The organism is Bacillus sp. MT94, assembly GCF_058792475.1.
The window spans coordinates 1-20,343 of record NZ_JBXAEZ010000011.1 but is presented as its reverse complement, the minus strand read 5'-3'; the positions used below and the strand labels follow the sequence as shown (position 1 = coordinate 20,343).

20 protein-coding genes and 1 tRNA gene are annotated in these 20,343 nt (G+C 36.6%); 19 read left to right on the top strand and 2 right to left on the bottom strand.

Annotation, left to right across the window (positions count from 1 at the left end; translation table 11 throughout):
• Positions 1-11: 11 nt before the first annotated feature.
• The 11 genes from AC1Q51_RS26180 to uvsE all read left to right on the top strand — a co-directional run bounded on the left by AC1Q51_RS26180 (position 12) and on the right by uvsE (position 12,731).
• On the top strand, positions 12-128 hold the full coding sequence (locus AC1Q51_RS26180; RefSeq protein WP_000654250.1) for a DUF3948 family protein: 117 nt from the start codon (positions 12-14) through the stop codon (positions 126-128).
• Positions 129-171: 43 nt separating this feature from the next.
• Positions 172-282, top strand: coding sequence for a DUF3948 family protein (locus AC1Q51_RS26175; protein WP_001083691.1), 111 nt, complete (start codon positions 172-174; stop codon positions 280-282).
• A 419-nt stretch (positions 283-701) separates the two neighbouring features.
• Positions 702-1,820 (top strand): 4-hydroxyphenylpyruvate dioxygenase, encoded by a 1,119-nt coding sequence (hppD, locus tag AC1Q51_RS26170; protein ID WP_000810920.1) that lies wholly within the window; start codon positions 702-704, stop codon positions 1,818-1,820.
• A 66-nt stretch (positions 1,821-1,886) separates the two neighbouring features.
• Positions 1,887-2,843: a fumarylacetoacetate hydrolase family protein gene (locus AC1Q51_RS26165; protein ID WP_086422752.1), complete on the top strand. Its 957-nt coding sequence runs from the start codon at positions 1,887-1,889 to the stop codon at positions 2,841-2,843.
• Positions 2,809-3,981 (top strand): homogentisate 1,2-dioxygenase, encoded by a 1,173-nt coding sequence (locus tag AC1Q51_RS26160; protein WP_014481934.1) that lies wholly within the window; start codon positions 2,809-2,811, stop codon positions 3,979-3,981. The genes AC1Q51_RS26165 and AC1Q51_RS26160 overlap by 35 nt, the downstream gene beginning before the upstream one ends.
• A gap of 233 nt (positions 3,982-4,214) precedes the next feature.
• Positions 4,215-5,630, top strand: a complete 1,416-nt coding sequence (bcaP, locus tag AC1Q51_RS26155; RefSeq protein ID WP_000809361.1) for a branched-chain amino acid transporter BcaP — start codon at positions 4,215-4,217, stop codon at positions 5,628-5,630.
• Positions 5,631-5,739: 109 nt separating this feature from the next.
• Positions 5,740-7,011 (top strand): MDR family MFS transporter, encoded by a 1,272-nt coding sequence (locus tag AC1Q51_RS26150; protein WP_492331804.1) that lies wholly within the window; start codon positions 5,740-5,742, stop codon positions 7,009-7,011.
• Positions 7,012-7,254: 243 nt separating this feature from the next.
• Positions 7,255-8,340 (top strand): D-alanine--D-alanine ligase, encoded by a 1,086-nt coding sequence (locus AC1Q51_RS26145; RefSeq protein ID WP_000161433.1) that lies wholly within the window; start codon positions 7,255-7,257, stop codon positions 8,338-8,340.
• Positions 8,341-8,403: 63 nt separating this feature from the next.
• On the top strand, positions 8,404-9,780 hold the full coding sequence (gene murF / locus AC1Q51_RS26140; RefSeq protein WP_000595969.1) for a UDP-N-acetylmuramoyl-tripeptide--D-alanyl-D-alanine ligase: 1,377 nt from the start codon (positions 8,404-8,406) through the stop codon (positions 9,778-9,780).
• A 305-nt stretch (positions 9,781-10,085) separates the two neighbouring features.
• Positions 10,086-11,675 carry a degradosome RNA helicase CshA gene (cshA, locus tag AC1Q51_RS26135; RefSeq protein WP_000206602.1) on the top strand — a complete coding sequence of 530 codons (1,590 nt, stop codon included), beginning with the start codon at positions 10,086-10,088 and terminating at the stop codon, positions 11,673-11,675.
• A gap of 93 nt (positions 11,676-11,768) precedes the next feature.
• Positions 11,769-12,731 (top strand): UV DNA damage repair endonuclease UvsE, encoded by a 963-nt coding sequence (gene uvsE / locus AC1Q51_RS26130; protein ID WP_000961144.1) that lies wholly within the window; start codon positions 11,769-11,771, stop codon positions 12,729-12,731.
• On the opposite strand, the gene AC1Q51_RS26125 is transcribed toward uvsE, so the two are convergent.
• Positions 12,724-13,296: a rhomboid family intramembrane serine protease gene (locus AC1Q51_RS26125; protein ID WP_000908526.1), complete on the bottom strand. Its 573-nt coding sequence runs from the start codon at positions 13,294-13,296 to the stop codon at positions 12,724-12,726. The genes uvsE and AC1Q51_RS26125 overlap by 8 nt on opposite strands.
• A gap of 93 nt (positions 13,297-13,389) precedes the next feature.
• Between AC1Q51_RS26125 and acpS the strand changes: the two genes are divergently transcribed.
• From acpS to AC1Q51_RS26095, 6 genes are all read left to right on the top strand, one after another.
• Positions 13,390-13,749, top strand: a complete 360-nt coding sequence (acpS, locus tag AC1Q51_RS26120) for a holo-ACP synthase (RefSeq protein WP_000583418.1) — start codon at positions 13,390-13,392, stop codon at positions 13,747-13,749.
• Positions 13,750-13,842: 93 nt separating this feature from the next.
• On the top strand, positions 13,843-14,856 hold the full coding sequence (locus AC1Q51_RS26115; protein WP_090978912.1) for a LolA family protein: 1,014 nt from the start codon (positions 13,843-13,845) through the stop codon (positions 14,854-14,856).
• Positions 14,857-14,973: 117 nt separating this feature from the next.
• Positions 14,974-16,143, top strand: coding sequence for an alanine racemase (gene alr, locus AC1Q51_RS26110; RefSeq protein ID WP_000390593.1), 1,170 nt, complete (start codon positions 14,974-14,976; stop codon positions 16,141-16,143).
• Between the two features lie 308 nt (positions 16,144-16,451).
• Positions 16,452-16,739, top strand: coding sequence for an antitoxin EndoAI (locus AC1Q51_RS26105; RefSeq protein WP_000004570.1), 288 nt, complete (start codon positions 16,452-16,454; stop codon positions 16,737-16,739).
• Positions 16,740-16,743: 4 nt separating this feature from the next.
• A complete protein-coding gene (gene ndoA, locus AC1Q51_RS26100; protein WP_000635965.1) occupies positions 16,744-17,094 on the top strand; it encodes a type II toxin-antitoxin system endoribonuclease NdoA in 351 nt (116 codons plus the stop codon).
• A 67-nt stretch (positions 17,095-17,161) separates the two neighbouring features.
• Entirely contained in the window at positions 17,162-19,330 is a 2,169-nt protein-coding gene (locus tag AC1Q51_RS26095; RefSeq protein ID WP_139213355.1) for a Tex family protein, read from the top strand.
• A gap of 57 nt (positions 19,331-19,387) precedes the next feature.
• Here AC1Q51_RS26095 and cmpA read toward each other — a convergent pair whose 3' ends face one another.
• Positions 19,388-19,504 carry a cortex morphogenetic protein CmpA gene (gene cmpA / locus AC1Q51_RS26090; protein WP_001143640.1) on the bottom strand — a complete coding sequence of 39 codons (117 nt, stop codon included), beginning with the start codon at positions 19,502-19,504 and terminating at the stop codon, positions 19,388-19,390.
• A gap of 195 nt (positions 19,505-19,699) precedes the next feature.
• Here cmpA and AC1Q51_RS26085 point away from each other — a divergent pair, with 195 nt between their 5' ends.
• Together AC1Q51_RS26085 and AC1Q51_RS26080 are read left to right on the top strand one after the other, a co-directional pair.
• Positions 19,700-20,158: a SprT family protein gene (locus AC1Q51_RS26085; RefSeq protein WP_000503730.1), complete on the top strand. Its 459-nt coding sequence runs from the start codon at positions 19,700-19,702 to the stop codon at positions 20,156-20,158.
• Positions 20,159-20,271: 113 nt separating this feature from the next.
• Positions 20,272-20,343 (top strand) — tRNA-Asn (locus AC1Q51_RS26080).

Here is a 20,343-nt window from a genome sequence, read left to right as displayed (position 1 = left end):
AAGAAGGGAGAATGAAAGATATGAAAGAGCAAGTATTACAAGTAACAAAAGGTGACTTCGTAGGATCAGCAAGTGGAGCAGTAGTATTAACAGCATTAATCGTATTTCTATCAAGTGTATTAGTATAATAGAAGTTTTAAATCAAACAAAAATGGAAGGAGAATGAGGGATATGAACAGTGAACAAGTGTTTCAAGTAACAAAAACAGATTTATTAGGATCCTTAGGTGGAGCGGTAATATTAACATCATTTATTCTATTCCTTGCAAGTGTATTAGTATGATATATGTAAATACAACCATTCAAAAAAAATAAAGACTCTAACGTATTAGTAAGTAGTTAATATGTTGGAGTCTTTTTTATTTTCTTCTTATATACCTTCAAGTATTAAAGTTACCTCATTATTTAGCATCCATGGCTAATTAGACGCTGCGGTTGCAACTTGATTCAACGAGTAATCAAAAATCCACTGAGTAAAAGCCTGATTGGTGAGGGCTGATTAAAGTTTCACTTTATTTCAAAGAGAAAAAAGTCGAATTTTATATGTAAGAAAAAAAGAGGAATTTGACAGAAAAGATAGAAAATTTTAAAGGTCAGAATTTGTTAGCTTGCTAACTAATTTCTATTTATTTATGTTGGAAGCGTTTTCGGTTGGTTTTAAGTATGGACCATTTAATCTATTTACAGGGGGATGAAGATATTATGAAACAAAAATCTATGGATACGCTAGCTGCACAAATGGAGGACTTTTTTCCAGTACGTGATGTAGATCATTTAGAATTTTACGTAGGGAATGCAAAGCAATCGAGTTATTATCTTGCGAGAGCATTCGGATTCAAAATTGTGGCTTACTCTGGATTAGAAACTGGAAACCGTGAAAAGGTATCTTATGTTCTTGTGCAAAAAAATATGCGTTTTGTTGTGTCTGGAGCTTTAAGTAGTGAAAATCGTATTGCAGAGTTTGTAAAGACTCATGGTGATGGCGTGAAGGATGTGGCACTACTTGTTGATGATGTTGATAAAGCATACTCAGAAGCAGTGAAACGTGGTGCCGTCGCAATTGCTCCACCAGAGGAATTAACAGATGAGGACGGTACATTGAAAAAAGCAGTTATTGGTACGTATGGTGATACAATTCATACGCTTGTAGAGCGTAAAAATTATAAAGGGGCATTTATGCCAGGATTCCAAAAGGTAGAGTTTAATATTCCATTTGAAGAGTCTGGCTTAATTGCTGTCGATCATGTAGTTGGTAATGTTGAAAAAATGGAAGAGTGGGTTAGTTATTACGAGAATGTCATGGGCTTTAAACAAATGATTCATTTTGATGATGATGATATTAGTACAGAGTATTCGGCTTTAATGTCGAAAGTTATGACAAATGGAAGCCGTATTAAGTTTCCTATTAACGAACCAGCAGACGGAAAGAGAAAGTCACAAATTCAAGAGTATCTAGAATTCTATAATGGAGCTGGTGTACAGCATCTTGCTTTATTAACAAGTGATATTGTTAAAACGGTTGAAGCGCTTCGTGCAAATGGGGTGGAGTTTTTAGATACACCTGATACTTATTATGATGAGTTAACTGCACGAGTTGGAAAAATCGATGAAGAAATTGATAAATTAAAAGAATTAAAGATCTTAGTAGATCGTGATGATGAAGGTTACTTACTACAAATCTTTACGAAACCAATTGTAGATCGCCCGACTTTATTTATTGAAATCATTCAACGTAAAGGTTCTCGTGGATTTGGTGAAGGAAACTTTAAAGCGTTATTCGAATCAATTGAAAGAGAACAAGAGCGTCGCGGAAACTTATAAGATTTATATCCACCAGCAAAAGTCCCTTTGCTGGTGGAAATTTCATTTTTATAAGGAGGAATCAGGATGAAATTTGTTACATTTCGTCTTCCTTCAAAAGAAATACGGGCTGGATGGCTTGAAGGTGACAAAGTAATAGATATGAATCTTGCTAGTGAAGGGAAAATCCCTTCTTCTATAATGGCTTTTTTAGAGAAAACGGATGAGTATGTAGAAGTAGTGCGGAATATTAAGAATCCAAATAAGGGTATATATGCTTTAGAAGAAGTACAATTGACAGCTGCTCTTCCTAATCCGAGTAGTATTCGAGATTTTTACGCATTTGAACAACATGTAAAAACAGCTCGTGGACGAAGAGGACTAGATGTTGTGCCTGAATGGTATGATATTCCGGTTTTTTATTTTACTAATCATCGTGCTGTAATTGGTTCCGGTGATTTTGTAATTGGTCCGAAAAAGTCTAAAAAGCTTGATTACGAGTTGGAGATTGCTTGCGTAATAGGAAGAGAAGGGCGAAATATTTCTCGTGAGCAAGCAGAGGAATATATTTTTGGTTATTGTATTATGAACGACTGGAGTGCGAGAGACTTACAAGCAACAGAAATGAAAGTAGGTCTCGGTCCTGCGAAAGGAAAGGACTTTGCAACTTCGTTAGGAGCACATCTTGTTACGAAAGAGGAATTAGATGTTTATCGTAATGGTGATCGATATGATTTAGAAATGACTGCTCATGTAAATGGAAAACTATTATCAAAGGGAAACTTCCAAGATATTTACTATACATTTGCTGAAATGATTGAACGTGCTTCAGAGGACGTGACGTTATATCCAGGAGATGTGATTGGTTCTGGGACAGTAGGAACAGGCTGTATTTTAGAACTTGGTACAGAAGAGTGGCTACAAGATGGAGATGTTGTAGAGCTGTCGATTACTGGTTTAGGTACACTACGTAATACGATCAAAAAAGAAAAGGAAGCGGGTGATGGGCATGTTTTATCGTCACATGGGAGAACTACCTCATAAACGACATGTACAATTTCGTAAAAAAGATGGATCGCTTTATCGTGAACAGGTAATGGGAACGAAAGGATTTTCTGGTACGCAGTCTATTTTGTATCATCACTATATGCCAACAGAAGTAGGTCATTCTGCATTATCGCATTCTTGTCAGTTGCAGTATGAAGAGGATGTTGCTCTTTCTCATCGCCACTTCCGAACGAAAGAAAATAAAAAAAGTGGTGATGCAATAAGTGGACGAAATTTCATACTTGGAAATGAAGATTTGTTAATTGGAGTAGTGAGCCCAACAGAAAAAATGGATTATTTCTATCGTAATGGTGATGGCGACGAAATGTTATTTGTTCATTATGGAACAGGGAAAATTGAAACAATGTTTGGAACGATTCACTATAGAAAAGGCGACTATGTAACGATCCCAATTGGAACGATTTATCGTGTTATTCCAGATGAAGGAGAGACTAAGTTTCTTGTTGTAGAGGCGAATAGCCAAATTACAACGCCGCGTCGTTATCGAAATGAATACGGACAATTGTTAGAGCATAGTCCGTTTTGTGAAAGAGATCTTCGTGGTCCAGAAAAATTAGAGACCTATGATGAAAAAGGCGAGTTTGTCGTAATGACAAAATCAAGAGGCTATATGCATAAACATGTTTTAGGACACCACCCGTTAGATGTTGTTGGATGGGATGGCTATTTATATCCGTGGGTATTTAATGTAGAGGATTTTGAACCAATTACAGGGCGCATTCATCAGCCACCGCCAGTACATCAAACATTTGAAGGGCATAATTTTGTTATTTGCTCTTTCGTACCACGTTTATACGATTATCATCCAGAGTCAATTCCGGCACCATATTATCATAGTAATGTTAATAGTGATGAAGTTCTTTACTATGTAGAAGGAAACTTTATGAGTCGCAAAGGTGTGGAAGAAGGTTCTATTACACTTCATCCGAGCGGGATTCCCCATGGGCCGCATCCGGGGAAAACAGAGGCAAGTATAGGGAAGAAAGAGACACTTGAATTAGCTGTTATGATAGACACATTCCGTCCGCTTCGTATTGTAAAACAAGCACATGAAACAGAAGATGAAAAGTATATGTATAGCTGGATTGAACAAGGTTCATATACTGTGAAATAAGTAAAAAAAGGCATGCTCTCAATAAGGGAGCATGCCTTTTTTGTGGAATCGACATGTATAATAATACCAAAAAGAGTTGTCGAAAGATATATAGAAAGAATGATAAGGATAGTGCATATTCAGAAGAATTTCTACTTGTTTCGACAAAAGTATTGACTAGGAAAAGCGTAATGAGTAAAATAAAAAAGCGAATTAAAAATTTTCAGAAAATTTAAAACTTGGAGGAGTGAAAGATGAAGCAAATTTTTCAAAAGAAGCCAATTGCAAAGTTAATGCAAGAAAGTAAGCAAAAAACGTTAGCGAGAACATTGGGCGCGCTAGATCTAACTATGCTTGGAATCGGAGCAATTGTTGGAACTGGTATTTTTGTTCTAACGGGTGTTGTGGCAGCGAAACATTCTGGGCCAGCTATTATATTATCATTTGCGATTGCCGCGCTAGCTTGTGCCTTTGCTGCATTTTGTTATGCTGAATTTGCTTCTTCAGTTCCTGTCTCGGGCAGTGTGTATACGTATACATACGCGACGATGGGGGAAGTATTCGCATTTTTAATTGGCTGGGACTTAATGCTTGAATATTTACTTGCTACATCTGCTGTAGCAAACGGTTGGTCTGCATATTTTCAATCTTTATTAAAGGGGTTTGGAATCCACATTCCGACTATTCTCTCCTCGGCTCCTGGTACAGGAAAGGGTGGAATAATTGATCTACCTGCAGTTCTAATTATTTTAGTGATGACAGTTCTTTTATCTAGAGGTGTTCGTGAAAGTGCACGAGTAAATAACATTATGGTATTTATTAAAATAGCAGTTGTTCTTATTTTTATTTTTGCTGGTTTTAATTATGTGAAACCTGAAAACTGGACGCCTTTTATGCCATTTGGTTTAGATGGTGTAATGGCTGGAGCGGCCACAGTATTCTTTGCATTTATAGGATTTGATGCAGTTTCAACAGCGGCAGAAGAAGTGAAACGTCCGCAACGTGATTTACCAATTGGTATTATTGCATCGTTATTAATTTGTACAGTTCTTTATATCGTTGTTTCGCTTATTTTGACAGGAATTGTTCCATACGGCCAGCTAAATATATCAGATCCAGTTGCTTTTGCACTGCAATTTATTGGACAAGATGGCTTAGCGGGGGTAATTTCAGTAGGAGCAATTACAGGGATTACAACAGTAATGCTAGTTATGATGTATGGGCAAGTTCGTGTTTCTTATGCGATGAGCCGAGATGGTTTATTACCGAAGCGTCTTGCTAAAGTTCATCCGAAATTTAAAACGCCATTTTTAAATACATGGACAACGGGAATTATTGCGGCACTGATTTCAGGATTAATAGATTTAAATGTTTTAGCACATCTTGTAAACATGGGGACATTGTCAGCATTTGCACTCGTAGCTGTTGCGGTAATTGTAATGAGAAGAACCCATCCAGACTTACCAAGGGCATTTAAGGCTCCGCTTGTACCATTTTTACCAGCGTTAACAGTGATTTTCTGTTTATACTTAATGCTTCAATTATCGGGGACAGCATGGATTAGTTTTGGGATATGGATGGTTATTGGTATAGCGGTTTACTTCTTATATAGCCGAAAACATAGTGCTTTAAATAATAGTAAAAAAGAAGAAGATGTTGCGAATTTATAAGCGAAAAAAATCCATTCTAATTCTGTTAGAATGGATTTTTTTATTTGAAAATTTAAATTTTTCTGAACTTATTATAAGATAATTGTTGGCTAACTAAAGGAGTGAAATGATGAAAAATACGTGGCGTGAGTTAAGGGAGATGGACCGTAACGTATGGATTCGATTTATTGGAGAGACGTTAAATGGAATTGCAATGATGATGTTAATGCCTTTTTTTGCATTATATTTAAAAGATAAGGTAGATTCGTTGTTGGAAGTTGGGGTTATTATGGCGCTTTCTCCAATTGCTGCAAGCTTTGGTTCACTTATAGGAGGGAGAATTGCTGACATATATGGAAGAAAGCCGATTATGATATTTTCTATGGCAAGTAATGCATTATTAATGCTCGGTTTTCTATTTATAGAAGGATTTATTCCATATGCAATTTTATCTATTTTTTTAGGATTGAGTAATTCTTTATTTCATCCAGCTGCATCAGCTATGGTCGCAGATGTAACGGCACCAGAAAAAAGAACAGAGGCATATGGTTTATTACGAATGGGACACAATATAGGTGCTGCGATTGGTCCGATAATGGGAGCATCAGTAGTTGTGTTGTCAAAGAATCTTGTGTTTATTATTGCCTCTTCTACAATGCTATTTTATGCGTTACTTGTATTACTTCTTATTCAAGAGACGATGCCAAAGAGGACAGATAAGGAAGAACATAAAGAAAAGGAATCTGGGGCAGTTTGGAAAATTGTCATGCGAGATAAGGCATTAATGATTTACTTATTAGCAGGTATTATCATTTCGATGGGGTTTTCTCAAACAGAAGGCATGTTGCCACTACATTTTGATAACGAAATGAAGCGTATTTTTGGAGCGAATAATCCATATCCATATTTAATGGCGTTAAACGGACTATTAGTTGTTTTATTCCAATTTCAAATTTCAAAATGGGCTATGGATAAACCAGTCGGGAAGACGATGTTATATGGTGCATGTTTGTTCGGGATTGGATTGTTTTTTATAGGGTGGTTACCGAAGTGGTTTGGAGAGTTTAATACAAATGCTACAGTTATTTTAATAACACTACTGTTCGTTTATGCTATATATACGTTAGGTGAGATGATTATGTCGCCTGTACAGATGACATTTGTAGCAAACTTGGCCCCTGAGCATTTGAGAGGGACTTATATGGGCGCTGCAAGTTTGCAGTGGATTACAGGAAGCGCATTTGGTCCACTTTTGGGAGGCTTTTTATTAGATCGATTACTTGGCCACTTGCTATTTACAATTTTAGCTGTAGGATGTGTAGTTGCAGGTATTGTATATATTTCTTTAGATCGCCTTGTTGAGCAAAGGCAAAAAGATACACTAACCAAACAATCTTCTTAGTAAATAGGTGACATACACAAAAAAGGGGATTTCTACATATTTTAGGTACATAACTAGATAGGATTACCATTTCATTTTAAAATTCACCTTTGTATAGTAGTGGAATAGAAAAAGTGTAGAAAACCAATAAGTAGTGTCATTTAATTATTTGTGGAAGTTACATTTTATTTCAAATAGGAACTACCTATTTTTATAAAAAGTGCTAAAATAGAAAAATGAAAACAATTGGTTAGGGTGATTTCAGTGACAAAAATTAAATTAGGTTTATTATATGGTGGAAAATCAGCTGAGCATCAAGTTTCGTTACAGACGGCTCTTGCTGCTATTAAAGCGTTAAATCAAGATAAATTCGAGATTCATCCAATTTATATTACAGAACAAGGTCAATGGGTACGTGGTGAGCGTATTGAAGGTGAAGTAACAGATGTTGAAGCTTTAAAAATGAGTAGTGCAGAAAATGCGATTTCTCCGTTATCATTAAGTACAGAGATTATTCCATCTGCAGCTTCTGAGGAAAACGCTATTGACGTTATTTTCCCATTACTACATGGACCAAACGGTGAAGATGGAACGGTTCAAGGATTATTAGAATTGATGAATATTCCTTATGTAGGAAATGGTGTTCTAGCGTCATCTGCTGGTATGGATAAAGTTGTTATGAAAAACATCTTTGCAGAGGCTGGTTTAAAACAAGCAAAATATGCGTCTTTCATTCGCAGTGCATGGGAAAAAGATCGCCAGGAAGCTTATTCTAAAGTAGAAGATAAGTTAGGATATCCTTGTTTCGTAAAACCAGCAAACCTTGGTTCAAGTGTTGGTATTAATAAGTGTAAAAATCGTGAAGAACTTGAGAATGCATTTGTAGAGGCATTCCAATTTGATCGCAAAATTATTGTAGAAGAAAATATTGTAGGTCGTGAAGTAGAAGTTGGGGTACTAGGTAATGATGAGCCGAAATGTTCAGTTGTAGGTGAAATCGTTCCGAAAAAGGACTTCTATGATTATAAGTCGAAATATATCGATGGTGATACGGCGTTAATTATTCCAGCTGAAATGACAGAAGAAGAATCTGATGTGATTAAGCGTGATGCAATTATTGCGTTCCAATCATTAGATGGTGCAGGCTTAACGCGAGCTGATTTCTTCTTAACGAAAGACGGAGAAGTGTATATTAACGAAGTAAACACTATGCCAGGATTTACACCGTTTAGTATGTTCCCTCTATTATGGCAACATACTGGGTTACCGTATCCAGAGTTAATCGAAGAGTTAATTCGTTTAGCGATTGAACGTCACGAAGAAAAACAAAAAATTAAATATACAATCTAACAAAAAAAGGAGGAAGCACTATTCGTAGGAATAGTGCTTCCTCTATGTAAGGAGCGTTTCTATATGATAAAGCGAATGTTAAAGCAAGTAGAACAGATGGTAAATGGTACTGGATTAGCAGAGCAATATGAGGGAACTATTATTCAAGGCGTGTCTATTGATACGAGAAAAATTGAAAAAGGAAACTTATATGTTCCGATTCAAGGGGAGCGTTTCGATGGACATGCTTTTGTAGATAAAGCAGTTGAAAATGGAGCTGTAGCTACATTGTGGATGAAAGATGTAGCAAATCCACCCGAGAATCTTCCGGTTATTTTTGTAGAAGATACGCTATCTGCACTGCAAATGTTAGCGAAAAACTATCGCGATCAATTGGATGTTAAAGTTGTTGGTGTGACAGGTAGTAACGGTAAAACATCCACGAAAGATATTGTGACAAGTATTCTCGCGACTAAGTTCAAAGTTCAAAAAACAGAAGGAAATTTCAATAACCATATTGGGTTACCTCTCACTATTTTAAACTTAGAAGAAAATACAGAAGTAGCTGTATTAGAAATGGGTATGTCAAGCCGAGGAGAGATTGAATTTTTATCTAAGTTAGCTCGTCCTAATGCAGCTATCATTACGAATATTGGTGAAGCACATTTAATGGATTTAGGATCTCGTGAGGCCATTGCTGAAGCGAAATTAGAAATTGTTACAGGGTTACAAGAAGGTGGCGTGTTCGTATATAATGGAGATGAGCCGTTATTAACGAATCGTGTTCCTGAAATGAATTTAGCAGCGGAAACAGTTACGTTTGGTGATGCAAGAGCCAACGATTACTATCCAACAACTGTAACATTACAGGCAACTGGGACACATTTTAAAATGAATAGAGATGAAAATATTTCATTCTACCTACCGGTGTTAGGAAAACATAATGTGTACAATACACTTGCTTCAATGGCAATTGCGACACATTTTGGTGTGACGTGGGAAGAAATGAAACAAGGTTTAGTAACACTTCAAATGACGGGCATGCGTATGGAGATTGTAAAAACGGATAGTGGATTAACAATTATCAACGATGCTTATAATGCAAGTCCGACGGCTATGGAGGCAGCATTCCATTTAATGAATGGTTTAGATGGGTTTACTAAAAAAATCGTTGTGCTTGGTGATATGTTAGAACTTGGAAATCAAGAAGTGCAGTTCCATTATGAGGTAGGTAAATTAATCGATCCAGCAAAAATCTCACATGTATTCACATACGGTAGATTAGGAGCTCAAATTGCTGAAGGAGCAAAAATTAATTTCCCTAATGAACGTGTAAAGGCGTATGATAATAAAGAAGAGTTAGTAAGAGATTTACAAGCAGTAGTCGATGCGAAAGATGTTGTATTAATAAAAGCATCTCGCGGTATGAAATTAGAAGAAGTAATTACGATGTTGAAATAATTGGTGTATATAAATAGGGATGATAGTCACGAAAATAGAAGAAACTTATAATAAGCGCTTACAGTAAATGATAAAAAAATAAAAGTAAAGAAAAAGGCCCTGAATATAAAATAAGGTAACAGTTGGGTTTGCTTTTTACACATACAAAACTTATAATTGATAAAGTGTAATAACGTTTAGAAGTATTTTCGTGAAGAATATACGCCCGGTTATATACGTGAGCATTCAGGAAAAGGGCTTTTCCGCAAATTCGGAAAACGCCTTTTTTTAAATGATAAGTATAGGATAGAAAAGGAGAAGTAACATTGACAACATTTCGAGAATTAGGATTAAGTGAGTCTTTACTGCAATCGGTTGAAAGTATGGGCTTTGAAGAGGCTACGCCGATTCAAGCTGAAACAATTCCACATGCATTGCAAGGTAAGGATATTATTGGGCAAGCGCAAACAGGTACAGGGAAAACAGCAGCATTCGGATTACCACTATTAGATAAAGTGGATACAAATAAAGAAGCAGTTCAAGGTATTGTTATCGCGCCAACGCGTGAATTAGCAATTCAAGTTGGAGAAGAGCTATACAAAATTGGTAAACATAAACGTGTTCGTATTCTACCAATTTATGGTGGTCAAGATATTAACCGCCAAATTCGTGCTCTAAAAAAACACCCACACATTATTGTTGGTACGCCGGGTCGTATTTTAGATCATATTAACCGTAAAACACTTCGCTTACAAAACGTAGAGACTGTTGTTCTTGATGAAGCGGATGAAATGTTAAACATGGGCTTCATTGAAGATATTGAAGCGATTTTAACAGATGTGCCAGAAACACATCAAACATTATTATTCTCAGCGACAATGCCAGATCCAATCCGTCGTATTGCTGAGCGTTTCATGACTGAGCCTCAACACATTAAAGTAAAAGCAAAAGAAGTAACAATGCCAAACATTCAGCAGTTCTATTTAGAAGTGCAAGAAAAGAAAAAGTTTGACGTGTTAACACGCTTACTAGATATTCAATCTCCAGAGCTTGCGATCGTATTCGGTCGTACAAAGCGTCGTGTTGATGAATTATCAGAAGCATTAAACTTACGTGGTTATGCAGCAGAAGGTATTCATGGTGACTTAACACAGGCGAAACGTATGTCTGTATTACGTAAATTTAAAGAAGGTGCTATTGAAGTTCTTGTTGCAACAGACGTTGCTGCACGTGGTCTTGATATTTCAGGCGTAACACACGTATACAACTTCGATATCCCACAAGATCCAGAATCATACGTTCACCGTATCGGTCGTACTGGCCGTGCAGGTAAAAAAGGTATTGCAATGTTATTTGTAACACCACGTGAATCAGGACAATTAAAAAATATCGAGCGTACAACAAAGCGTAAAGTTGATCGTATGGAAGCACCGACACTTGATGAGGCATTAGAAGGTCAACAACGTTTAATCGCTGAAAAACTTCAAAGCACAATCCAAAATGAGAACTTATCATACTACAAGCGTATTGCAGAAGAAATGTTAGAAGAGAATGACTCTGTAACAGTAGTAGCTGCTGCTTTAAAAATGATGACTAAAGAGCCGGATACAACTCCGATCGCTTTAACATCAGAACCACCAGTTGTTTCAAGAGGTGGCGGTTCTAAAAAACGTGGCGGTAACGGAGGCGGATACCGTGATGGTAACCGTAATCGTAGTCGTGACGGACGTGGCGGTGGCGATGGTCGTAACCGTGATGGACGTAATCGTGACGGAAACCGTGATCGCAATCGTGATGGAAACCGTGATCGTAATCGTGATGGTGGCAGTCGTGGTCGTAGAGGTGAAGGTCAAGGTCGCCCAGGATCTTCAAATGGACGCGGCGAAAGAAAACATCATAGCCGTCCACAAGCTTAATAAAAAAGAGAATGCCCTTTGTTGGCATTCTCTTTTTTTATTTCTGTAATTGTGCATACTACATAGTAGTTATGATAGAAAAGGGGCTGTTATATGCTTGTAAGGCTTGGTTACGTTGCGATGAGTGTGCATTTGAAGAATGCATCCCCATCTCAAACGATGACGTACGCACAGTTTCAGAAAATAGATGATCGTGATGCTGCAATTCGTAAACTTGAAAGAATTGCTAATTCCAATTTGGAAAATTGTTTACGTTTATTAAAGCATAATAAGGGACATGACATATCTTTCTTTCGGCTTAGTTCTAAGCTCATTCCTTTAGCGAATCATGAGGAATTGCTAGAGTGGAACTATATTCGTCCTTTAAAAGAAAAATTGAAAGAATTAGGTGAATATGCAATTCATATGAATATGCGAATTGATTTCCATCCAGATCATTTTGTTGTACTAAATTCACCTGAGGAGAGTGTTTTTAAACAATCTGTAAAGACATTGCAGATGCACAAAAAATTATTAAAAGGCATGGGGATTGAACATAAGCAACGATGTGTACTACATGTTGGAGGAGGGTATAAAGATAAAGAACTTGCATTAGAGCGTTTTATAGAGAATTGGTCTAATGTCCCAAGGGGTATTCAAGAAATGATTATATTAGAAAATGATGATACAACTTTTACGTTAGAGGAAACATTATATTTAGGAGAAAAATTAGATATTCCCGTCGTGTTTGATTTGCATCACCATATGATGAATAATGAGCAAGAAGATTGGTATGAAGATTGGGCACGTGTTGTTCATACGTGGGAAACATCTTTGTTACCGGTTAAAATGCATATCTCTAGCCCTAGAGAGGGAAAAGATCCAAGAGCTCATGCAGATTATATTAATGTAGACGCATTTTTATCTTTTTTAAGAAGGATAAAGGGAAGTGTTCCGCAAATTGATTGTATGATTGAGGCGAAGATGAAGGATGAGTCTTTATTTCAATTAATGAGGGATTTAAACGAACAGGTAGATGTAGAAATTATCGATGGTGCAAGCTTTTATATTAAATAAGCTTTGCACCATCGTTTTTTTTTGTTAGAAAGGGAGTTAAAATGCCGCCGGTTATTAAACCTGTTAAATGACTGATCGGATTGGCGGAAGGATTAAAGAAAGTAAATAGCAGTAATAGAAGTATCACAATTGAGAAAATGGCAATTTCTTTTGGTTTTGAAGAGCGGTATCGATTGTACAATAAAAATAATTGTGCGCCTAATAGTCCGAAAATACCACCTGATGCACCTGCGTGAATATATTCAGGAGGCATAATAATATAAGAAGAAATATTTCCGGAAATTCCAGAAAGAAAAAATAGAATAAAAAAAGAAAAGTGTCCGAGTTGCTTTTCGATAGAAGAACCAAGTGCAAACAAAAAAATACTATTAGAAAGAAAATGTTGTAAGTCTACGTGTACCAGAAGGGAAGTTATGACACGCCACCATTCTCCTTTAGCGATATATTCATTAGAGGCTGCCAGTGGGAAGAGGAAAAAGTCGCCTAATATCATCATGACTAAGTGAATAAAAAGTAAGGTGAGAATAGTCGGTTGTAAAGAAATCTGAGTAGATCTTATTAGCATACGGTTACTATCACCCCTTTTGCATCAGAAAGATTCTCTGTTATTCTTATCAATATGAAAGAAGAAAGTTAAATAGAAGAAGGGGATTTTGAAATGATTATAGGGATTGGAATCGATATTATTGAATTAAATCGTATTGAAAAAATGCTAGATGGAAAGCTTAAATTTATGGAACGTATTTTAACAGAAAATGAACGTAATGTTGCTATGGAGCTGAAAGGAAGTCGTCTTACAGAGTTTGTAGCTGGAAGGTTTGCAGCGAAAGAGGCGTATTCAAAAGCTGTAGGTACTGGTATCGGGAAAGAAGTGAGCTTTTTAGATATTGAAGTGAAAAATGATGAAAGAGGTAAGCCGATTCTGATTACAAGTACAGAGTATGTTGTTCATTTATCAATTAGTCATAGTAAGGAATTTGCTGTTGCTCAAGTTGTTTTAGAAAGCTCGTCACGCTAGTCTGCATATTTTATATCTTTGTCTCATATATTTGAGGTAGCGATAAGGAAGGTACATCTTCCATTCATTTATAGGGGCAAAGGGGCTGAAGTGATGAAAAGGCGTCTGTTTTTAGTTCTTGTCGGTTTATTGACCGTTTTTGTGTTGGCGGGTTGTGTGGAAAAGAAACAAGATGATGTCGTGAGAGATTTAGAAGCGAAAGTAAAAGGGATGAAAAGTTATCAAGCTGAAGCAAAATTATCTATTAAAACAGGAAATGAGCCTCAGGAGTATAATGTAGAGATTTGGCATAAGGAACCGTCTTTTTATCGTGTGAATTTAAAGAATTCAAAAAAAGATCAGAGCCAAATCATTTTAAGAAATGAAGAAGGTGTATTTGTATTAACGCCAGCACTTAATAAGAGCTTCCGTTTTCAAAGTGATTGGCCGCAAAATAGCAGCCAGGCTTATTTATATGAATCACTTGTAAGAGATATTTTGCAGGATAAGAAAAACCTTACTTTCGAGAAAACAGATAAGTATTATATTTTTAAAACAAAAACAAACTATCAACATCAAAATATGTTGCCGAAACAAGAGATTACGCTGAAGAAGAGCGATTTGACTCCAGTTTCAGTGAAGTTAATGGATAATGATCAAAATGTTCTTGTAAAAGTAGATTTCTCTAAGGTGAAATTCGATGCGAAATTTGATAAAGGTGCATTTGATACGAAACAAAATATGTCTAGAGCGCAGGTAGATGTTCAAACAACAGCGAAAGAAGACAAACCGTTTGCTATTTTGTATCCACTTGATACACCGCAAGGTATGACTCTGCAAGATGAAAAAGAGTTGAAGACAGACAGTGGCAAGCGTGCGATACTCACATACACTGGAAATAAGAAATCCTTTACTTTAATACAAGAAAAGGCAAAAGTTGCAGAGGCTTCATCAGCGGTAAGTGTAAGTGGAGAACCAGTTGATCTTGGGTTTACGATTGGTGCATTGACGAAAGACTCTGTAACGTGGTCGCATAACGGAGTAGAATATATGCTCGTGTCTAAAGGTTTAGAGCCGAAGGAGCTACTAATGGTTGCTCGTTCAGTTACAGCGAAGCAGGTGAAGTAGACTTCTTAGACGTGGTGATATATGTGCACCACGTCTTTTCTTAGTTTGAAGGTGGATTTCATAAAAGAAGCATATAAAAGAATAAGCTTCGCATATCGTGTATAAGGAAGTGTATTTATGGAAGAAGCACCATTTTACCGTGACACTTGGGTGGAAGTGGATTTAGATGCCATTTATAACAACGTTACACATATTAAAGAGTTCATCCCAAGTGATGTAGAGATTTTTGCTGTAGTTAAAGCAAACGCGTATGGGCACGATTATGTACCGGTGGCTAAAACGGCATTAGAAGCGGGTGCAACAAGGTTAGCAGTTGCTTTTTTAGATGAAGCTTTAGTGCTTCGGAGGGCTGGTATTACTGTGCCGATTTTAGTGTTAGGTCCCTCGCCGCCGCGTGATGTAAATGTAGCTGCTGAAAATGATGTAGCGCTAACTGTTTTTCAAAAAGAATGGGTGGACGAAGCAATTAAACTTTGGGATGGTTCATCTGTAATGAAATTCCATATTAACTTTGATAGTGGTATGGGGAGAATTGGAATACGTGAAAGAAAAGAACTGAAAGCATTTTTAAAGAGTTTAGAAGGTGCACCGTTTTTAGAGTTAGAAGGAGTATACACGCATTTTGCAACGGCAGATGAGGTTGAGACTTCGTATTTTGATAAGCAATATAACACGTTCTTAGAGCAGTTAAGTTGGTTGAAAGAATTCGGAGTGGATCCTAAGTTTGTCCATACAGCTAATAGTGCTGCCACGTTACGTTTTCAAGGGATTACATTTAATGCAGTGCGAATTGGGATTGCAATGTATGGATTATCTCCTTCTGTAGAAATACGTCCTTTTTTACCATTTGAATTAGAACCGGCGCTATCACTGCATACGAAAGTAGCTCATATTAAACAGGTGATTAAAGGTGATGGAATTAGTTATAACGTCACTTATCGAACGAAAACTGAAGAATGGATCGCGACTGTAGCGATTGGTTATGCAGATGGATGGCTTAGAAGATTACAAGGATTTGAAGTGCTTATAAATGGTAAAAGGGTACCGATTGTAGGGCGAGTAACAATGGATCAGTTCATGATTCATCTTCCTTGTGAAGTGCCGCTTGGTACGAAAGTTACGCTTATTGGAAGGCAGGGAGATGAGTATATTAGCGCTACAGAGGTTGCGGAATATTCAGGGACTATTAATTATGAAATTATTGCAACGATCAGTTTCCGTGTGCCAAGAATATTTATACGGAATGGTAAGGTTGTAGAGATAATTAATTACTTGAACAATATATAGAAGGTAGTATGATTGCTTCTTGTCATTGGAGTGACTGTTCATTGCTGGATAATAAGCTCTTTTTGATGAGAAGCTTTTTACTTATAATCATTTTTTATATAAGTTACACGTAAGTTTTGAAGAGGAGTTCTATTGTTTTTAGTTAGTTATGAGATAAAAAATTTAAGAAGATGAATGTTTTGTTTATGAATTGGAAAACATAAGCAAGGAATAAGGAAGTCTTTGCAACAGGCTCCATACAATGGTATTATTACAATAGGTGTCATATATATATTTGGGTGTGTAGTTGACGGTGGAGGTGTATTTTTGTGTCCGAATCAAGTGTAACTACTGAAATCGTGGTTCGGTTGCCAAAGCAAATGGTAACGGAATTGGACGGAATTGGAAAACAAGAGAATAAGAATCGCCATGAACTAATTTGCCAGGCAACACAATTGTTATTGCGTCAACATAAGACGAAGAAACGCTACCAACATGAATCAATGCGACGTGGGTATATTGAAATGGGAAAAATTAATCTTGGTATTGCATCTGAAGCTTTCTTAGCGGAGTATGAAGCAGCTCATACAGTAGAACGCTTAGTTAGCGGGGGGTAATATTTTGATTGTAAAACGCGGCGACGTGTATTTTGCAGACCTTTCCCCAGTTGTTGGTTCTGAGCAAGGAGGCGTTCGTCCGGTTCTTGTCATTCAAAATGACATCGGAAATCGTTTTAGTCCAACGGTGATTGTAGCGGCTATTACTGCACAGATTCAAAAAGCAAAATTACCCACTCATGTGGAAATTGATGCGAAAAAGTATGGTTTTGAGAGAGATTCTGTTATTTTACTTGAGCAGATTCGAACAATCGATAAGCAACGCTTAACGGACAAAATCACTCATTTAGATGAAGTGATGATGAGTCGTGTAGATGAAGCGTTACAAATTAGTTTAGGACTAATAGATTTTTAAATCGGCAGTTTAAGTTGCTCTCTTTGAAGGGCAACTTTTTTTATTATAGAGGAGGTTACGGTTGTATATGGAAATGGTAGATAATCGACAAGCGTTAATGAAAATGTTAGTGAAAGAATTAGGCTTTAGCGAAAAGCAAGTTCGTCATGTTATTCAATTAACAGAAGAAGGTAACACAGTTCCATTTATTGCTCGTTACCGAAAAGAATGGACAGGCTCTTTAGATGAGGTGCAAATTCGTGCGATTTTAGAGAGATGGCAATATATGATGCAACTTGAAGATAGGAAGGAAGAAGTTATTCGTCTTATTGATGAGAAGGGAAAACTGACAGGAGAGCTGAGACAGCAAATTGTTAAAGCTACAAAGTTGCAGGAAGTAGAAGATTTATATCGTCCATATAAAGAGAAAAGAAGAACGAAAGCAACGATTGCAAAAGAAAAAGGGTTAGAACCGTTAGCTGAATGGTTGTTGTTATATAAGAAAGAAGATCCGGCTAAAAAGGCAGTGGAATTTATTAATGCAGAGAAAGAAGTGCAATCTGCAGAAGAAGCTTTACAAGGTGCACAAGACATTATTGCAGAAATGATTTCAGATGAAGCTACGTATCGTAGTTGGATTCGAAATATTACTTTTAGAAAAGGTATTATGTCTTCGTCTGTAAAAGGTGAAGAAAAAGATGAAAAGAATATATATGAAATGTATTACAGTTATGAAGAACCATTGCAAAAAGTAGTACCACATCGTGTATTAGCAATGAATCGCGGTGAGAAAGAAGATATATTGAGAGTTTCTGTTGTCCCACCAGTAGATGAGATATTAAATTTCTTATATAAGAAAGTAATTCGTGATAACGATTCTAAAAGTGCGCATTATGTACAATTAGCGATTGAAGATGGTTATAAACGATTAATTCAATCTTCAATCGAAAGAGAAATTCGTAAAGAATTAACAGAAATAGCTGAAGAACAAGCGATACATATTTTCTCTGAGAACTTACGTAACTTATTATTACAACCTCCGATGAAAGGGAAAGTCGTGCTAGCGGTAGACCCGGCATATAGAACTGGTTGTAAATTATCTGTAGTAGATGATACGGGGAAAGTACTACATATTGATGTTATTTATCCGCATCCGCCTGTTCGTAAATATGATGACGCAAAAACGAAAGTTCTTTCTATTATAGATAAATATCAAGTTGAAATGATTGCAATTGGTAATGGGACAGCATCTAGAGAAACAGAGGAATTTATAGTAGATGTATTACAAAGTGTGAAACAGGAAGTCTTTTATATTATTGTAAATGAAGCGGGTGCTAGTGTATATTCAGCTTCTGATTTAGCTCGTGAAGAATTCCCGAATTTACAGGTTGAAGAGAGAAGTGCCGTTTCTATTGGAAGACGTCTGCAAGATCCACTGGCTGAACTTGTGAAAATTGATCCTAAATCAGTTGGGGTTGGACAATACCAACATGATGTATCTCAAAAGAGATTGAATGAGTCATTAACATTTGTAGTAGAGACAGCTGTTAACCAAGTTGGGGTTAATGTAAATACGGCTTCGGTTGCATTGTTACAATATGTTTCAGGTTTATCGAAAACTGTTGCGAAAAATATTGTGGCAAAGAGAGAAGAGGATGGGAAATTCACAAAGCGCACGGAATTAAAGAAAATCCCACGTTTAGGTGCAAAGACGTACGAACAATGTATAGGTTTCTTGCGTATATTAGAAGGAGCGAATCCATTAGATCGAACAGGTATTCATCCCGAACAATATAAAAATGTTGAATTGTTATTGAAGAGTTTAGGGTTATCGATAGATGACGTAGGACAACCGCAATTACAAAAGAGATTGGAAGAAGTAGAGATTTCTAAGTTGTCTCAAGAAACGGGGGTTGGGGAGCCGACGTTAGTTGATATTATAGATGCGCTCATTAGCCCAGAACGAGATATGAGGGATGAGTTGCCTAAACCACTTCTGAAAAAAGGGATTTTGAAATTAGAAGATTTAAAACGTGGTATGGAACTAGAAGGAACAGTGCGTAACGTTGTTGATTTTGGTGCTTTTGTTGATGTAGGCGTAAAGCAAGATGGTTTAGTGCATATTTCTAAGCTTAGTAAACAGTTTGTAAAGCATCCGTTAGATGTTGTATCAGTAGGACAAATTGTAAAAGTATGGGTAGATGATATTGATACAAAAAAAGGACGCGTTGCACTATCTATGTTGCCGATTGAATAGTAAGAGAAGAGAGCAGATGAAACTGCTCTTTTTTTATAGAATAAAAAGTGTAATGGATTATGAGTTTTGATGTATTTTGCTATAATAAAACCAGCATTCATTTAGCAATTTAATTTGATACCGGTTTTTTTCGAAATATGCACGTTGCATCTGTTTTTTTAGCCACGTAGGCATAGGAATCCCTCCTTGTTTAATCCTACTCTCAAAAATCTAAAGTGCTATTGATGAGAGGTTGGTGAGTGGATTTCTATTCATGTTGTGTTTTTAGAAACCACGCGTCTTGAATGAGGATGGGTATATGTACTATTTAATATATGTATAAGAAGCGTGAAAAGTGTAAAAATATTTTTTTGTTTAGGAGGAATGAGAATGGGCGAGGGAGAAATCCAACGGCTAGTGGAAGAAGTATCGCTACAATACTTCGGAATGCCGTTTTTACATAAAGCAACGTTCAATAGTAGGCTGCGTACAACTGGTGGGCGTTATTTGTTGAAGAGTCACAATGTTGAACTGAATTATCGATATTACGAAATGTATGGTAAGGAGGAGTTAATCGGAATCATCAAACATGAACTGTGTCATTATCACTTGCATATTACAGGAAGAGGGTATAAGCACAGGGACAGAGATTTTCGTGAGTTGTTAAAGAAAGTTGATGCACCTCGTTTTTGTAAACGAATGATTAATGAAGAGAAGGAAAAAAAGATTTATAAGTATGAATGTATGGAGTGTTTACTTCAATATGTAAGAAGGCGTCAAATAAATACAAAAAGATATGTCTGCGGAAAGTGTAAAGGGAAACTCAAACCGATATCGAAAACATCTTGACAGTAAAAACGCAATCCAGTATATTATAAACATGTCACGTTTGAACAAGATGTTGTTAAAAACTTCTTGACTTACAGTAAGAATTTTTATAAGATACAAATTGTCTTCATTATTCCGCAGTAGCTCAGTGGTAGAGCTATCGGCTGTTAACCGATCGGTCGTAGGTTCGAGTCCTACCTGCGGAG

Coding starts and splice junctions, on each gene's coding strand:
- hppD (WP_000810920.1), top strand. CDS start 702: ATGAAACAAAAATCTATGGATACGCTAGCTGCACAAATGGAGGACTTT.
- AC1Q51_RS26175 (WP_001083691.1), top strand. CDS start 172: ATGAACAGTGAACAAGTGTTTCAAGTAACAAAAACAGATTTATTAGGA.
- alr (WP_000390593.1), top strand. CDS start 14,974: ATGGAAGAAGCACCATTTTACCGTGACACTTGGGTGGAAGTGGATTTA.
- AC1Q51_RS26165 (WP_086422752.1), top strand. CDS start 1,887: ATGAAATTTGTTACATTTCGTCTTCCTTCAAAAGAAATACGGGCTGGA.
- AC1Q51_RS26085 (WP_000503730.1), top strand. CDS start 19,700: ATGGGCGAGGGAGAAATCCAACGGCTAGTGGAAGAAGTATCGCTACAA.
- cmpA (WP_001143640.1), bottom strand. CDS start 19,504: ATGCCTACGTGGCTAAAAAAACAGATGCAACGTGCATATTTCGAAAAA.
- AC1Q51_RS26125 (WP_000908526.1), bottom strand. CDS start 13,296: ATGCTAATAAGATCTACTCAGATTTCTTTACAACCGACTATTCTCACC.
- AC1Q51_RS26095 (WP_139213355.1), top strand. CDS start 17,162: ATGGAAATGGTAGATAATCGACAAGCGTTAATGAAAATGTTAGTGAAA.
- bcaP (WP_000809361.1), top strand. CDS start 4,215: ATGAAGCAAATTTTTCAAAAGAAGCCAATTGCAAAGTTAATGCAAGAA.
- murF (WP_000595969.1), top strand. CDS start 8,404: ATGATAAAGCGAATGTTAAAGCAAGTAGAACAGATGGTAAATGGTACT.
- acpS (WP_000583418.1), top strand. CDS start 13,390: ATGATTATAGGGATTGGAATCGATATTATTGAATTAAATCGTATTGAA.
- AC1Q51_RS26150 (WP_492331804.1), top strand. CDS start 5,740: ATGAAAAATACGTGGCGTGAGTTAAGGGAGATGGACCGTAACGTATGG.
- uvsE (WP_000961144.1), top strand. CDS start 11,769: ATGCTTGTAAGGCTTGGTTACGTTGCGATGAGTGTGCATTTGAAGAAT.
- AC1Q51_RS26180 (WP_000654250.1), top strand. CDS start 12: ATGAAAGATATGAAAGAGCAAGTATTACAAGTAACAAAAGGTGACTTC.
- AC1Q51_RS26160 (WP_014481934.1), top strand. CDS start 2,809: ATGTTTTATCGTCACATGGGAGAACTACCTCATAAACGACATGTACAA.
- AC1Q51_RS26115 (WP_090978912.1), top strand. CDS start 13,843: ATGAAAAGGCGTCTGTTTTTAGTTCTTGTCGGTTTATTGACCGTTTTT.